The sequence below is a fragment of the Catellatospora coxensis genome (assembly GCF_016862635.1).
GTDB lineage: Bacteria > Actinomycetota > Actinomycetes > Mycobacteriales > Micromonosporaceae > Catellatospora > Catellatospora coxensis.
The window spans coordinates 40499-55055 of the sequence record NZ_BONI01000028.1 but is presented as its reverse complement, the minus strand read 5'-3'; the positions used below and the strand labels follow the sequence as shown (position 1 = coordinate 55055).

At 72.6% G+C, this 14557-nt stretch carries 14 protein-coding genes; 3 read left to right on the top strand and 11 right to left on the bottom strand.

Annotation, left to right across the window (positions count from 1 at the left end; genetic code table 11):
• Window positions 1-87: 87 nt before the first annotated feature.
• From Cco03nite_RS17895 to Cco03nite_RS17860, 8 genes are all read right to left on the bottom strand, one after another.
• On the bottom strand, window positions 88-747 hold the full coding sequence (locus Cco03nite_RS17895) for an O-methyltransferase (protein ID WP_203693250.1): 660 nt from the start codon (window positions 745-747) through the stop codon (window positions 88-90).
• Between the two features lie 130 nt (window positions 748-877).
• Complete coding sequence (locus Cco03nite_RS17890; protein WP_203693249.1) at window positions 878-1501, bottom strand: Maf family protein; 624 nt, start codon at window positions 1499-1501, stop codon at window positions 878-880.
• 155 nt (window positions 1502-1656) lie between these two features.
• Window positions 1657-2808, bottom strand: coding sequence for a S8 family serine peptidase (locus Cco03nite_RS17885; protein ID WP_203693248.1), 1152 nt, complete (start codon window positions 2806-2808; stop codon window positions 1657-1659).
• The gene (locus Cco03nite_RS17880; RefSeq protein ID WP_203693247.1) at window positions 2805-4055 is read right to left on the bottom strand and encodes a hypothetical protein; all 1251 of its coding nucleotides are present in this window, start codon (window positions 4053-4055) and stop codon (window positions 2805-2807) included. The genes Cco03nite_RS17885 and Cco03nite_RS17880 overlap by 4 nt, the downstream gene beginning before the upstream one ends.
• 1 nt (window position 4056) lies before the next feature.
• The gene (locus Cco03nite_RS17875; protein ID WP_203693246.1) at window positions 4057-4638 is read right to left on the bottom strand and encodes a hypothetical protein; all 582 of its coding nucleotides are present in this window, start codon (window positions 4636-4638) and stop codon (window positions 4057-4059) included.
• Between the two features lie 135 nt (window positions 4639-4773).
• Window positions 4774-4974 (bottom strand): acyl-CoA carboxylase subunit epsilon, encoded by a 201-nt coding sequence (locus Cco03nite_RS17870; RefSeq protein WP_203693245.1) that lies wholly within the window; start codon window positions 4972-4974, stop codon window positions 4774-4776.
• Between the two features lies 1 nt (window position 4975).
• Window positions 4976-5938, bottom strand: a complete 963-nt coding sequence (locus Cco03nite_RS17865) for an NYN domain-containing protein (protein WP_203693244.1) — start codon at window positions 5936-5938, stop codon at window positions 4976-4978.
• A gap of 110 nt (window positions 5939-6048) precedes the next feature.
• Entirely contained in the window at window positions 6049-7632 is a 1584-nt protein-coding gene (locus Cco03nite_RS17860; RefSeq protein ID WP_203693289.1) for an acyl-CoA carboxylase subunit beta, read from the bottom strand.
• A 244-nt stretch (window positions 7633-7876) separates the two neighbouring features.
• Here Cco03nite_RS17860 and Cco03nite_RS17855 point away from each other — a divergent pair, with 244 nt between their 5' ends.
• From Cco03nite_RS17855 to Cco03nite_RS17845, 3 genes are all read left to right on the top strand, one after another.
• Entirely contained in the window at window positions 7877-8518 is a 642-nt protein-coding gene (locus tag Cco03nite_RS17855; protein WP_203693243.1) for a hypothetical protein, read from the top strand.
• Between the two features lie 30 nt (window positions 8519-8548).
• On the top strand, window positions 8549-9337 hold the full coding sequence (locus Cco03nite_RS17850; protein ID WP_203693288.1) for a biotin--[acetyl-CoA-carboxylase] ligase: 789 nt from the start codon (window positions 8549-8551) through the stop codon (window positions 9335-9337).
• A 173-nt stretch (window positions 9338-9510) separates the two neighbouring features.
• Window positions 9511-10059, top strand: a complete 549-nt coding sequence (locus Cco03nite_RS17845; protein ID WP_203693242.1) for a PH domain-containing protein — start codon at window positions 9511-9513, stop codon at window positions 10057-10059.
• A 6-nt stretch (window positions 10060-10065) separates the two neighbouring features.
• Here the strand turns inward: Cco03nite_RS17845 and Cco03nite_RS17840 are convergent, their stop codons facing one another.
• The 3 genes from Cco03nite_RS17840 to Cco03nite_RS17830 form a co-directional block, all read right to left on the bottom strand.
• Complete coding sequence (locus Cco03nite_RS17840) at window positions 10066-10773, bottom strand: GtrA family protein (RefSeq protein WP_203693287.1); 708 nt, start codon at window positions 10771-10773, stop codon at window positions 10066-10068.
• 80 nt (window positions 10774-10853) lie between these two features.
• Window positions 10854-11366, bottom strand: coding sequence for a GtrA family protein (locus tag Cco03nite_RS17835; RefSeq protein ID WP_203693241.1), 513 nt, complete (start codon window positions 11364-11366; stop codon window positions 10854-10856).
• 9 nt (window positions 11367-11375) lie between these two features.
• Window positions 11376-14165, bottom strand: a complete 2790-nt coding sequence (locus Cco03nite_RS17830) for a sigma-70 family RNA polymerase sigma factor (RefSeq protein WP_239167459.1) — start codon at window positions 14163-14165, stop codon at window positions 11376-11378.
• Between the last annotated feature and the right edge of the window lie 392 nt (window positions 14166-14557).

The window sequence follows — 14557 nt, the reverse complement described above, 5'->3', positions numbered from 1 at the left end:
GAACCGCAGATCATGACCGGAAACGGCGATCATGCACCGGCCGCGCCCGCCGCGCCGGCCGCACCGGGCCGGGCTGGGCTGGGCCGGTCAGCGCTTGCGGGCCAGGGTGACGCCGTCGGAGAAGGGGAGCATGACGACGTCGACGCGGTCGTCGGCGGCGGCCTTGGCGTTGAAGGCGATCAGCGCGGCGGTGGAGGTGTCCTTGGGCTTCTCGTCCAGGACGTGGCCTGACCACAGCACGTTGTCCACGATCAGCATCCCGCCGGGCCGCATCCGCGGCACCAGGGCGTCCCAGTACGCCGCGTAGCCCTCCTTGTCGGCGTCGATGAAGGCGAGGTCGAGGTGGGGTTCGGCGGGCAGCGCGGCCAGCCCTTCGACGGCCGGGCCGAGGCGCAGCTCGATGCGGTCGTCCAGGCCGGCGCGCTGCCAGAAGCGCTGCGCGATGGCCGTGTACTCGGCCGAGATGTCGAAGCAGACCAGCCTGCCGCCGTCGGCCAGCCCCCGGCCGATGGCCAGCGAGGACATGCCGGTGAAGGTGCCCACCTCGACCGCGTGGCGGGCGTTCACCAGCCTCGTCAGCATAGTTAGCAGCGCGGCGTACTCCGGCTCGATCTGCATCCGGGACGCGCCGCCGGTCGCCCGCAGCGTCTCGGCGACCAGGTCGCGTTCCAGGTCGCCGGGCGGGGTGCCGTGTGCGACGACGTAGTCGTGCAGCTCGTCGGTGACCGTGATGAAGGCGCGGCCCATGACTCCTCCTCGCTGCTCGGCCACCGGGCCGAGCTGTCGCAACGCGCGAGGCCCGTGTGCTCGCCCCGCACACCACCGGCCCTGGCCGGTGGCGGGTGACCCTACGCCGACCCTATGTCAGGCGGGCCGGTCAGCGCTGCCGCCAGAGCTCCGTGATCGGGATGTCCAGCGCGGCCAGCAGGCGGCGCAGCAGCGGCAGGGAGAGCCCGACCACGTTGGTGTGGTCGCCCTCGATGCGCTCGACGAAGGGGCCGCCCAGCCCGTCGATGGTGAAGGAGCCCGCGACCCACAGCGGCTCACCGGTGGCCACGTACGCCTCGATCTCGGCGTCGCTGAGGTCCGCGAAGTGGACCACGGTCGAGCCGACCTCCTCGGTGACCCGGCCGGTGGGCAGCTCCACCAGGCAGTGGCCGGTGTGCAGCACGCCGCTGCGCCCCCGCATCGCCTGCCAGCGCTTGACGGCGTCGTCGGCGTCGTCGGGCTTGCCGAGGATCTGCCCGTCGAAGGCGAGCACCGAGTCGCAGCCCAGGACGAGTGCCCTGGCCGGGGCCGCGGCGCTGTGCCGCAGGCGCTCGGCGACCGCGTTCGCCTTCATCCGGGCCAGCACGGCGCTCAGCGCCTCCGCCGTGGTCGCTTCGACGGCGTCCTCGTCGACCCCGCTGACGACGACTTCGGCGTCGATGCCCGCGGAGTCGAGCAGGGTGCGCCGGGCCGGGCTCGCGGAGGCGAGGATGAAGGTCGGTCGAGCTGCCATGCAGGGCAGCGTACCGGCGTACGGGCCACCGGGCCCGCCACGGGCGGCGGCACGCGGCGACCGCCGTTTTCCGGCCGTTCCCGCCCAGCTCAGCGGCTCAAGGCGTTAAGAAGGGCACCTTCTACAACGCATAGCGATGTGAAGGTGCCCTTCCTTTAGCGGCGTTTGCGTAGGACCAGGAACACGACGATGCCGGCGACGACAAGGGCAACGCCGACGAGCAGGATGACGACCAGGCCGACGCCCGTGAAGAGGCCGCTCAGGCCGCCGTTGTCCGGGGTGCCGGGCAGTTCGGGCAGGGACACCTCGACCGAGGGCGCGGCGGTGGGGGCGGCGGCCGACGGTGACGCGGCCGGGGCGGTGAGCGCGGCGACGGGGTCGACGAGGCCGAAGCCGTAGTCGTTGTCCCGGCCCGCGGGGCCCTTGTCGACAGCGGTGCGGGTCATCCGCTCCAGCACCTGGTCAGCGGTGAGCTGGGGGTACTTCGACCACACCAGCGCCGCGACCCCGGCCGTGATGGCGGTCGCCGGGCTGGTGCCGGTGGACTTGCGGTACTGCGTGTTCGCGGCCTTGTTGATGCGGCTGGTGCTGGTGATGTCGACGCCCGGAGCGACCAGCTGCACCTCCGCACCGCGTACCGACACCGGGGCGACCGCGCCCTTCTGGTCCACCGCGCCCACCGCGACCGCGCCGGGGTACCGGCCCGGGGCCGCGACGTAGAAGTTGTCCGGCTGGTTGCCCGCGGCGGCGATCACCAGCACCCCTGCCGCGTGGGCGCGTTCCACCGCCTTGATCAGCACGGAGGAGTCCGCCGACGGGGCCGACTCCGAGATCGAGATGATCTTCACGCCACGCTTGACGGCCTCGTCGATGCCGATGGCGATCGCGTCGCCGCCACCGTGCCCCTTGGCCGTGGAGATCCGGATCGGCAGGATCTTCGCCTTCGGGGCCATGCCCAGCACGCCGTCCCGGTTGCCGGAGCCGTGCCCGTGCCCGGCGATCAGGCCGGCCATGCTGCTGCCGTGGCCCTCGTCGTCGCCCCAGCCGTCGCCGTCGCCGCCGACGATCGTGTCGAAGCCCTTGAGCACGTTGCCGTCGAGGTCGGGGTGCTTGCCCTCCACCCCGCTGTCGATGAGGGCGACGGTCACGCCTTCGCCCTGGCTGATCGCGTGTGCCTCGCTGACCCGCAGGAACGGCAGGTACCACTGGTCGTTGCGGTAGCGGTCGGCGTGGGCGGGAGCGCCCACCCCGACCGTGGTGACGGCGGCGAGCAGGCTCGCCGCCGCCAGACGTGCGGCAAACCTCATCGGGCGAGCCCGATCGCCGGACCCGGGTCCACCGGACCGGGCGCGTCCGGCGCGTCCAGCACCGGCGCACCGCCCTGATCCACGGCCCACAGGGTGTCCGGATCGAAGTCGGGATCGTCCTCGTCGCGTCGCCGGCCGGCCCCGGGCGCACCGCCCATGGGCGCGCCGAAGCCGTTCGTGCCGCGTCCGCTGACCGTGCCCGCCGCGCCGCGGCCGCCCATGCCGCCGCCCGGTCCGCCGATCATGCCGCCGACCGGGTTGGCGCGGGCTCCCGCGACGCCGGGGCGAGCACCCATGCCGCCACCGGGAGCGCCGCCGATGACCCCGCCCGCAGGCATCGCGCGCGGCCCGCCGAGGTTCGGACCGGGGTTGCCGATGACCGGGGTGCCGATGGTGGGCTTGCCCATGCCGGGCAGCATCGGCGGCGGAGCGCCGATCACCGGGCCGGTGGTGAACGGCGGCGTGCCGACGGGGGTGACCGGCCCGGGCGGGCCGGGGATCGTCGGCGTGGGCGGGGGAGCCGTCGGCGTCGGGGTCAGTCCGGTGAGGTTGGGGCCGGTGGCCACCGGCACCGGGGCCAGCGTGGCACCGGTCACGGTGGGCGTCGGCGCGACCGCACCGCCGTACGGCAGCACCGGCGGGATCACCGGCGGCACCACGCCGCCGTAGTCCCGCTCGTCGCCGCTCTGGTGCTTGACCGGCGGCAGGTACGGCCGTGGCGGAGCCATGCCGACCCGGACCAGGGACAGGTCCGCCGACAGCCCGCGCATCACGCCACGGGCCTCGTTCAGCTTGCCCTCCAGAAACTTCTCCGGCGTCTGTCCACTCGGGAGCGGCGTCGGCTGGCCGTTGCGCAGGGCGCGGTCGATCCGGTCGTACTCCTCGCGGATCGGCTGCAGCTTGCGCTCGGCCTCGCTGAACGCGGCCGGGATGTCCCGGGAGTACTGGTGGTTCTGGGTGGACACGCGGGCCACGTCCTCGACCGCGAGGATCAGCTCGTCGAGCTTGGCCAGGTACGCCTTGGCGGCGTCGCTGGACTCCGGCGGCCAGGCCTGCGCGAGCCGTTCCCGGTACGTCTGCAGGCGGCTCTTGTGCAGGTAGGCCAGCTCGCCGGCCCGCTTCCAGCCGGACGCCTGGGTGTAGTGGGGCTCCAGCTGACGGCCCGCCACCAGGTCCCACATCTGCTGCATCGACTTGCCGTACCAGTTGGTGCCGGCCGGGGCGCGGTCCTCGGGTGGGATGCCCATATCAGTAGTCCCCTCCGTCGGTCGTGGTGCCGCCCGTCGGGTTGACCTGCGGGATCGTCGTGGTCGGCGCGGTGGTGCCGGGTGCGGTGGTGGTCGGCGCCGTGGTGGTGCCGGGCTGCTGCGCGGTCGTCGGCACCTGCGCGGTGGTGGGCACCGCGACGGCCAGGTTCTTGTTGACGTCCTGCGCCCTGGCCGCGCCGAGCGCGTCGGCCTCGCCGTACTTCTTGCTGATCTCGCGGGCGGCGGTGACGAACGCCAGCACCGCCTGATCGTGCTTGAGCAGCGCGTCGGAGGTCTGCACCAGCAGCTCCCGCTGCCAGCCCAGGCTGGCGCACAGCTCGATGAAGTCGGCGTGCGGGTCGGCGACCTTCGCGGACATGTCCTTGAAGACCTCCTGCGCGTGCGGCCGGTAGTCCTTGGTGTGCTCCGTCTCCAGCGCTTCGGCGAAGTCGACCAGGCTCTGCAGGTCGACGGCGAGCGAGCCGTCGTCGTAACCCGTGAACGTGTTCGCCTTCGTGTACCCGCTCTCGCGACCGTAGTCACGCAGCCAGGCAGGTCCTTTGTCCTCTTCGGGCAGACCCATCTCGCACGCCCTCCCCAGGGGTTCTCGTCCGCGATCGGCGGTGCCGCGGTCAGTGACCAACGCGGTCCAGCGCTAGCAGACTACCGAAATGGGGCAAGGATGCACACCGGGCTATCGGCCGCGCTCACCCGCTGCTCAGCGGGGCAGGCCGGAGCTCCGCCAGGCGCCGGGCCCGGCCGCGGTCACCGCGGGCAGCCCGCTGCGCCACCACGCCGACACCTGCGCCACCGGCTCGGCGCTCGCCGCGGGACGGGCCGACAGCACCGCCACCAGCGCCGCGACCTCCTCGGCCGTCGGCGTGCCCCGTTCGATCCGGATCATCGGCTGCTCCGTCATCTCAACCCTCCCCGTGCGGCCTGGCCAGGCCGAACTCTCGATACACCCGCGACCAGAAGCCGTCGCGGACCCACAGCCGTGCCTTCTCGAAGGGGCGCAGCGAGATGCCGAGCTCCTTCTCCGCCTCCACCAGCAGCTCCTTGTCGATGACCGTCGGCAGCAGCGGCCCCGGCAGCAGGTCGCCGATGTTGTCACGGCCGCGGGTGAGGATCCACTTCTGGGCCACGTACTCGCCGATGTCGACGAGCTGGGTGCGCTCCGGCGGTTGCGGCTGCCAGCGGCGCGCGGCCGGCACCGGGCGCGGCTCCGGGGGAGCCGAGACCTGCGCGGCAGGCAGCGCGATGGCGGGGCGGCCGGAGAACACCTCGGCGGGCGTGGGCGTACGGATCCGCCCGGTCGCCGTGAAGTACGGCCGGACGAAGTCCGCGTCCAGCGTGTACACCGTGTCGCTCTCCCACACCAGCCGCTCGGCCTGGTTGGTGCCGTACGGCGGCTCGACGCCCCACAGGTGCACCCGCACGCCGTAGCTCTGCGCCCCCTCGACCGCCGAGAGCATGTCCTCGTCGCCGGCGACCAGCACCGCGTCGGTGACCGAACGGTGCCGGGCCAGCGTCTCCAGGTCGCTGCGGATCTGCGCGTCCACGCCCTTCTGCTGCCCGCGCAGGTTCAGGTTGCCCAGCCGCAGCTTGACCTGCGCCATCTGCGCGATGACGCGCTGGTCGATGGTGGGCACCCGGTCGCGTGCCGCGTCGAACCAGTACAGCCGCAGCAGATCGGCCCCGAGGCAACTCGCCGCCTGCGCCATGAGCGCGTGAATCATCCGCTCGGCGTCCACTTTGAACTCCGAGCGGTTCGACGTGCCAAGCAGCAGCTCCCCGGAGGCCGCGTACAGGTAGCCCACGTCCACCAGCACCGTGTAGCGGCGCGGCAGCAGATGGCGATCGGCAGGCTCCTGCACGGTCATCCCGACATAGTCGCACAGTGACCGGTCAGCGTGAACGTTCTGCCACATGACCGTCACTCAACGATTAACACGCATGCTCACAGCGGGATGCCGAGCGGCCCGACATCCCGTCACAACGGGATGTTCCCGTGCTTCTTGGGCGGCAGCGTCTCCCGCTTGGCGGCCAGCGTGCGCAGGCCACGCACGATGTGCGCACGGGTCGCCGACGGCCGGATCACCGCGTCCACGTACCCGCGCTCGGCGGCCACGTACGGGTTGGCCAGGGCGTCCTCGTACTCGTCGATCAGCTCGGCGCGGCGGGCCACCGGATCGTCGGCCGCGGCCAGCTCCGCGCGGTAGAGGATGTTGACCGCGCCCTGCGCGCCCATCACCGCGATCTGCGCCGTCGGCCACGCGAAGTTGAGGTCCGCGCCGAGGTGCTTGGACCCCATGACGTCGTACGCGCCGCCGTACGCCTTGCGGGTGATCACGGTGATCTTCGGGACGGTGGCCTCGGCGTACGCGTAGATGAGCTTCGCGCCGCGGCGGATGATGCCGTCCCACTCCTGGCTCGTGCCGGGCAGGAAGCCGGGCACGTCCACGAAGGTCAGCACCGGGATGTTGAACGCGTCACAGGTGCGCACGAAACGCGCGGCCTTCTCCGACGCCGCGATGTCCAGGCAGCCCGCGAAGTGCATCGGCTGGTTCGCGACCACACCGACCGGCCGCCCCTCGACCCGCCCGAACCCGGTCAGGATGTTCTGCGCGTACAGCGGCTGCACTTCCAGGAACTCGCCGTCGTCGAGGATCGACTCCAGCACCGCGTGCATGTCGTACGGCTGGTTCGCCGAGTCCGGGATCAGCGTGTCCAACTCCGCGTCGGTGTCGCTGGTCGCCAGGTCCGCGACGGCCGGCCAGACCGGCGCGGCGTCCAGGTTGTTGCTCGGCAGGTACGCCAGCAGCGCCTTCACATAGTCGACCGCGTCCTGCTCGTCAGAGGCCAGATAGTGCGCGTTGCCGCTCTTGGTGTTGTGCGTCCGCGCCCCGCCCAGCTCCTCCATGCCCACGTCCTCGCCGGTCACCGTCTTGATGACGTCCGGCCCCGTGATGAACATGTGCGAGGTCTGATCGACCATCACCGTGAAGTCCGTGACCGCCGGCGAGTACACCGCCCCACCCGCACAAGGCCCCATCACCAGCGAGATCTGCGGAATCACCCCCGACGCCCGCACATTCCGGAAGAAGATCTCCCCGTACAACCCGAGCGAGACCACCCCCTCCTGGATCCGCGCCCCACCCGAGTCGTTGATCCCGACCACCGGGCACCCGGTCTTCATCGCCAGGTCCATCACCTTGACGATCTTCTCCCCGAACACCTCACCCAGCGACCCGCCGAACACGGTGAAGTCCTGCGCGAACACGCACACCGGCCGCCCGTCCACGGTCCCGTACCCGGTGACCACCCCGTCGCCGTACGGCCGGTTCCGCTCCTGCCCGAACGCCGTCGACCGATGCCGCGCCAACTCGTCGAGCTCGACAAAGGAACCTTCGTCAAGCAGCATCGCGATCCGCTCCCGCGCGGTCTTCTTCCCCCGCGCATGCTGCTTCTCCACCGCCCGAGCCGACCCCGCGTGCACGGCCTCCTCAACCCGCCGCTCAAAGTCGGCAAGCTTCCCCGCCGTGGTCCGCCCATCAACCCGGCCCTTGTCCGGCACCGTAGTAGTCACGCCCCGGACTCTATAACCCACCTGAACCCCCGTTCAGTCATCTACACCACACCACCCCCCTCACCCCCCTCACCCCGCCCCCCACCCACCTCCAGGGCGGCGATCTTGCGTGGACTGTGGGTACGACACGCGCGTATCGGACGAAAGGACCACAGTTCACGCAAGATCGTCGTGATCATGCGTCGTTTGGGTGGCTCGTTTCGTCCGGTTCGGGCGAATCGTTGAGAATGTTGTGACGACGCTGTTCGGGGTACTGCTGCTGGTGGGCGGGTTTACGGTGCTTGCCGTGGTGCGGCCGTGGCAGTCGGATGACCGCGCGCCCAGGGAGGTGGATCCGCCCGTCAAGGGCGGGTTTCCGCCGTCCCGGCCGCGACCGGGACCGCGGCGCGGTGCGGCGCTGACCAGGGCCGCCGAGGCCGGGGCGGCTGGGGCCGGGGCGGCCGGGAGCAGCGCCGGCGCGGCGGGCGAGACCGCGAGCGGTGCGGTACGCGGCTCCGCGACGGGGCTCGCTGCCCGCCGGCCGAGCCCGGTGCGTGGCGTGCCGGCCGAGGCCTCGGGCGCGGTGCGGGGTTCCGTGGCTGACGTGGACGGCCTGGAGGTCGGTCTGGTGGCAGACGTGGACAGGGCGGCGCGTGGGTCGTCGGAAGAGGCGTCGAGCCCCGTCGTGGCGCTGAAGCCGCGGCCTGCCGCTCGGCGGGCGGAGCCGCGGGGAGAGCGGGCGCCGTTGCGGCACCACCGGGTGGAGAGCATCCAGCGGGGGCGGCGGGTGTCCGCCGAGCCGGGGGACACCGAGATCGTGCTGCCGGAGTGGCTCGGCCCGATGTCCGTGCCCGGCGACGACGCCGCGCCGGTGCGCGCCCGCCACGCCGGCTGACCCGCGCGCCGATACGCTGCTGCGGTGGAGATGATCAGGCCGCCGCTGGACCGGGCACGACTCGCGGCGCTGCCGCAATGGCACGTCGAGGTGAGCGAGGAGACCGGTTCCACCAACGCCGACGCCGCCGCGGCCGCGCGGGACGGCGCGGCGGAGGGCCTGGTCGTGACCACGGAGTCGCAGACGGCGGGGCGGGGCCGGCTCGGCCGCACCTGGCAGTCGCCGCCGCGCGCCGGACTGGCCGTGTCCGTGCTGCTGCGCCCGGCCTCGGACGTCTCCGGCTGGGGCTGGCTCCCGCTGCTCGGCGGGGTCGCGCTGGCCGAGGCGGTACGCGCGGTGACGGGGCTGGAGTCCGCCCTGAAGTGGCCCAACGACCTGCTGATCGGCGGGCGCAAATGTGCCGGGCTGCTGGCCGAGGTGCCCGCGCCCGGCGCGGTGGTGATCGGCATCGGCCTGAACGTGAGCCTGCGGTCCGAGGAACTGCCCGACACCCCGACCGGCCTGCCCGCGACCTCGCTGCTGCTGGCCGGCGCGGCCGAGGCGGACCGGACCGAACTGCTGGCCGTGCTGCTGGAGCGGCTGGGCGCGCGCTACGACGCGTGGCAGCAGGCGGGCGGCGACCCGGACAAGAGCGGCCTGCGGGACGCGTACCTGCGGATGTGCGCGACCCTCGGCCGGCAGGTGTCCGTCATGTTGCCCGGCGGCACCACGGACCTGACGGGAGAGGCGGTGACCGTCGACCCGGACGGCCGTCTCGTCGTGCGGACCGCTGCCGGTGACCGGCCGGTCGCCGCGGGCGACGTCGTCCACCTGCGCTGAGCGGGTCAGCGGCAGCGGCGCGAAAGGAATACGGTCCGCGGCTCCGCTCCGGGCCCGGGACAGACCGATTGCCGACGGAGCACCGATGGCGGATGGCTCGGCGTCGCCTCGTGGAACTACCCTGCTCGCGGACAATCGTGCGTTTGATCGCAGGCTGTAACGAGGAGGCACGGATGGCGTTCCCCGAGGACGTGTTGACCGCGGACGAGCACGTGGTGCTCGACCTGCACCCCCATTGGAAGGCCATGATCCGGCCGGTGACGGTCCTGGTGCTGGCGGTGGCGGCGGTGATCACCGCGCTGCTGTTCGACCTCGACGCGATCCTGGTCTACATCGTGGCGGGCCTGGCCCTGGTCGCCGTGGCCTGGCTGACGTTCTGGCCGTGGCTGGTCTGGCGCACCACGCACTACGTGCTGACCAACGAGCGCGTGCTGCTGCAGACCGGTGTCTTCTCGCGCGACCGCCGGGACATCCCGCTGTCGCGGGTGAACGACCACGCGATGAGCCAGAAGTTCATCGAGCGGCTGCTCGGCTGCGGCACGCTGACCATCGAGTCGGCGGGCGAGCGCGGGCAGTCGGTGCTCAACGACATCCCGCACGTCGAGAAGGTGCAGACGACGCTGTACGAGCTGGTCGAGGCCGACCGGGACGCGCACTCGTACAACGACAACGAGCGCCCGGCCGCCCCGGCTCAGCCGTCCAAGGTCGAAGAGAAGAAGTGAGTCCGGCTACCGCTCTGGGCGCGGCTTCGCGCGCGTGAGCTCCTCGGCGAGCTCCGTGTCGGTGAACTCCGCGTCCAGGGCGGCCAGCTGCTCGGCGGCGAACTCGGCCTCGAGCGGGGCGGTGAGCCGGGAGAAGTCGTCCGCGCGCACCTGCGCGGGCACCGGCACGCCGGCCAGCGCGCTCGCGGCCGCCTCGGCGTCGACCAGCTCCTCGACGCTGTCGAGGTGCACGTGGGCCGGGCCGAAGTCGGCGTCGACGCCGCCCGCCGCGACGGCCACCTGGTTCGCGGGGGCGAACACGAAGGTGCGGTAGGTGTAGAAGCGGAAGAGCGTGCCGAGCACCAGGCCGAGGAACTTGGCCGCGTTGAGCGCCAGCAGACCGTGCAGGCCCAGCATGTACTTGGTGGCGCCCATGATGGCCAGCTCGATGGCCAGGCCCGCGGCGTTGAACACGACGAACAGCAGGAACTCGCGTCCCATCGCCTGGCTCATCCGGTCGCGGTAGGTCCAGTGCCGGTTCATCAGGTAGGACGTGACCATCGCCACGATGGTCGCCACCACGTTGGCCTTCAGCTGGCCCGTCGGGAACACCGTCAGGACCAGGGCGTTCAGCACCACGAAGTTGACCACGGTGTTGACGCCGCCGACGATGGCGAACTTGAGAGCCTCGGGACCCATCTTGCGGAGTCGTGAGGGCAGCAGGCGATCGAACATCGTCAGGTCAGGGCGCACTGGGTCACCTTACGCGAGTCGGTGCGAAGGGGGCGGCATCGCAACTCCGAATGCAAGCCAACTCACCCGACCTGGGCCGGGGCGGGCGCGGCGGCCGGCGCGCCGTTGAACACGAAACGCCGGTATGCCCAGAACCGGAAGATGCTGGCGATCGCGTTGCCGACCAGCATCTTGGCGACGTTGTCGGCCAGGCGGGTCTGGAACAGCTGCGGCCACACGGCGCCGAGCACGTCGTGGCTGAGCCACAGCACGCCGACGCTGATGCCGAGCCCGACCACGTTGAAGAAGAAGTAGAGCAGGTACTCCCGGGCCAGGCTGGAGCGCTCGCGGTCACGCCAGGTCCAGTACCGGTTGCCGATGAAGGCGCCGGTCGCCGCGACCGTGGTGGAGATGACCGTGGCGGTCAGCCAGCCGGTCGTCGACAGCAGCAGATTGAAGATCACAAGATCGACGACGTACGCGGCACCGCCGACGACACCGAACTTGCCCAGCTCGTGGATCAGGTGCCGGAACTGCGCGACAAGCCTCAGCGGCAGTGCTGGGGCAGGTGGCGGGCTCGGCGGTTTGGGGGTCACCCCGCGAGCCTACCGTGCCGGCGCGGCCTTGCCCGGCGTGCGCGGCGGCCCGGTGACCACCGCGAGCAGTCCCACCTCCAGCGGATCGCCGCCCGTGCGCAGCTCGGCGACGCCGCCGGCGGGGGCCTTGCCGTCCACCCGGAGCACGTCCAGACCGGGTGTGCGCCAGGGGCACAGGCCGGGTACGGGGCGGCAGGCCAGCGCGGCGGCCCCGGCGTTGCGGCCGCCGCCGAGGTTGCCCGGCTCGCCCGCCGGCACACCGTCGATGAGCAGCTCGTCGCCGGTCAGCGCGAGGTCGCCGTCCCACAGGGCGAGCCCGATCCGGACCGGTCCCGCGCCACCCAGCCCGATGACGGTCGCCGCGTCGCCGCGCCCGGTACGCGGCCCGAGGTAAACCGCCGCCTCACCGCGCGGCAGGTCCCGGTGCTCGTACACCACGGCCAGGGTCCAGCCCGCGAACTGCTTCCTGCCGCGGGGCAGCGGCTCGGCCGGCGCGGCCAGCCACCAATCCCCGCCGCCGCCCTTGCGCAGCAGTTTCGTGACGTCGGCGAAGCCCTGGGTCAGCGCCGTGCCCGACTCGGCGTGCCCGAACCGCACCTCCACCGGCGACCAGTCGCCCTTCGGGCCGTGCAGCGCGACCAGTTCGGGCAGCTCGGCGGCCGACGCGGCGACGACCAGGCCGGCCCAGCGGACCTTCGCGCCGTCCGGCAGCTCCAGCCGGGCTCCGCTGGCCGCCTTCTCCCCGGCGAGCGCGGCGATCGGCCCGTCCGGCCCGGCCGGTCCCGGCTCGTCCAGCAGGCCGCCGGGTGCGGCGGGCTCGCCGAACGCGGGCAGCAGCGGCGTCATGTCCAGCACGTTGTTGTCCGCGCCGAGCAGGCACAGCGGGCGCGGCCGGCACGACAGCAGGGCGCTGCCCGCGAGCGCGACGTCGACCCGGCCCCGGGCGGCGTGCCCGAGGCGCAGCCCGGACGGCGCGACCGGCACCCGGAACACGGTCGCGCGCTGCCGCTGCCCGTACGTCGCGGCGACGCCGATCTCCTGGAAGCCGCTGACCGTGGTATCGGCCAGCACCGGCAGCCGCGCCACCGAGCGGGCCCCCTTCTTCCAGCGCGGCCGGTCGCAGGACGCCCCGGTGGCGGTCGCCTCGCACTGCCAGCCGTCCCCGGCGGCAGTCCCGGCCAGCCGCAGCCCGGCCGGCAGCGTCACGTCGATGCGCACCGCTCCTGGCGGCGCGGCGACCGGGGAAGCGCTCGGCACCGACTCGGGCTCCGTGGCGATGCTCGCAGGCAGGCTCAGGAACCGCGCGGCTGTTGCGTCGGCGGCACCGCCGGTCTGCTCAGCCGATGCGCCAGGGGCGTTCTCCGGCTGGTCGGCACGATCGTCGGAGGAGGCGCGCACCGGGATGGGCAGCGTGCCCGCGCGGCCGGCCACGAGGTCGACCTCGGTGAGCTCCGGTGCCGACACCTCGGCGTCAGGCTCCGCCGGCGGCGCCGGAGCCACCGGTGCCGGCGCCACGGGAGCGGGGGCCGCGGGCGGCGGTATGGGCACGGCGGCCGGCGGGCGAGCCGGGGGCAGGGCGATCGCCGGGGGCTGCGCGGTGCGGCCGGGCGGCGACGGTCGAGAGGTGGGGACCACGGGTGACGACACTGCGGGCAACGGCTCCGCGGGCGACGGCGGCGCGGGTACGAACACCGGTGGCGCGGCGGGCGCCGGCACCGGCACCGCCCGCGACGGGGCCGTGGGTGGCGTCGGGGTCGCCGTCATCGCGACGAACACGGCGATCCCGGCCAGCGCCGCGATGCCCACGCCGCTCCCGGCGACGATGCTCGCGCCGCCGTACCGGCTGATCAGGCGGCCGGGCGCGGTCAGCAGCCACCGCCCGGCGGCGAGCGCCACCGTGGCCGCCGCGGCCGACCACGTGCCGAGGTTCTCCCCGACCTGGTCCCACCACAGCACGAGCGCTCCCCAGGCGGCGGTCAGCCGGCCGCCGAGCGTGCCCACGTCGGCCAGGTAGGCCGGCGCGGCGGCTCCCAGTAACAGGGGTGCGACGACACCGCGCAGGCCGGCGTTCTCCTCGGTCAGCTCGCGGTGCAGGCGGCGGCATTCGGCGCAGCCGGACAGGTGCTCGTCGACCTTGCTTCGATCGCGTTTGGCCAGCGCGGCGCGCACGTATCCGGCCAGGTGCGACCCGGTCCAGTGGCAGCGCGGGTTGCCGGTGAGCGCGATGTGCTCCTGCAGGTACATCTGGCGCAGCCGTTCCCGGGCCCGGTAGGCCAGCGCGGCGACGCCGTTCGGGGTGAGCCCGAGCAGCGGCGCGACCTGGGACGGGCTCTCGCCCTCGACCTCGGTGTGCCAGAGCACGGCCCGCCAGCGCTCGGGCAGCCGGTTGAAGGCGCGCGCCGCGTACGACGTCTCCAGCCGGGAGATGGTCGGGTCGTCGACGGGTTCCGCCCTCTCGTAGCGGGTGAGGTCGTCGGTGAGTTCGACGCGGCGCTCGCGCCGGGCCCGGTCGTAGCGGGTGTGCCGCATGGTGGTGAGCAGGTACGCCCGGAACGCGGTGTCCGGCCCGCCGCCGTTGCGCAGCACCGCCAGCACCTTGGCGAAGGTGTCCGCGATCAGGTCGTCGGCGTCGGCGTGATCGGTGCTGAGCACCCGGGCGAGCCGCCGCGCCGATTCGAGGTGGCGTTCGTAGAGCAGCCCGAACGCGTCGGTGTCGCCGCCGCGTACCAGGCAGATGAGTTGCGGGTCGCTCTGCGGGTCGGTGGGCTGATCCTGGGCAGGGTAAAACGCACTGGTCACGGCCGCCTCCGGGGGGAATGTCACGGTTTCGCCGGCTGCTAGGGACGTTAGACCAATCACCCGATTTGCGGAATATGCGGAGCTCATGATGAAGTCGCGATAAGCGCGTTCGCCGGAGCCCGGAACGGGTAGTGGTAGTAGGTGACGGGGTCCGCTCGCGTCAGTGCTGTCGCGCTGCGCTGTGATCAAAAAGGGGATTTGCGGAAACGTGCGCGTTCGGCCGAAGAATCGTGCGCGAAGAAGCACCCAGACCGACGCTTGTGCACTTATTCACAAGGCGGGAAGGGTCTCAGGCAACAAACCGGGCTTACGCTGAGGCCACATCCCGGACGACGCACGGCCACCCGGCCGTGGTCCGTCGTATCCGTCGGTCAAAGACGACCACGAGGAGA

Coding starts and splice junctions, on each gene's coding strand:
- Cco03nite_RS17895 (WP_203693250.1), bottom strand. CDS start 747: ATGGGCCGCGCCTTCATCACGGTCACCGACGAGCTGCACGACTACGTC.
- Cco03nite_RS17890 (WP_203693249.1), bottom strand. CDS start 1,501: ATGGCAGCTCGACCGACCTTCATCCTCGCCTCCGCGAGCCCGGCCCGG.
- Cco03nite_RS17885 (WP_203693248.1), bottom strand. CDS start 2,808: ATGAGGTTTGCCGCACGTCTGGCGGCGGCGAGCCTGCTCGCCGCCGTC.
- Cco03nite_RS17880 (WP_203693247.1), bottom strand. CDS start 4,055: ATGGGCATCCCACCCGAGGACCGCGCCCCGGCCGGCACCAACTGGTAC.
- Cco03nite_RS17875 (WP_203693246.1), bottom strand. CDS start 4,638: ATGGGTCTGCCCGAAGAGGACAAAGGACCTGCCTGGCTGCGTGACTAC.
- Cco03nite_RS17870 (WP_203693245.1), bottom strand. CDS start 4,974: ATGACGGAGCAGCCGATGATCCGGATCGAACGGGGCACGCCGACGGCC.
- Cco03nite_RS17865 (WP_203693244.1), bottom strand. CDS start 5,938: ATGACCGTGCAGGAGCCTGCCGATCGCCATCTGCTGCCGCGCCGCTAC.
- Cco03nite_RS17850 (WP_203693288.1), top strand. CDS start 8,549: ATGATCAGGCCGCCGCTGGACCGGGCACGACTCGCGGCGCTGCCGCAA.
- Cco03nite_RS17845 (WP_203693242.1), top strand. CDS start 9,511: ATGGCGTTCCCCGAGGACGTGTTGACCGCGGACGAGCACGTGGTGCTC.
- Cco03nite_RS17840 (WP_203693287.1), bottom strand. CDS start 10,773: ATGTTCGATCGCCTGCTGCCCTCACGACTCCGCAAGATGGGTCCCGAG.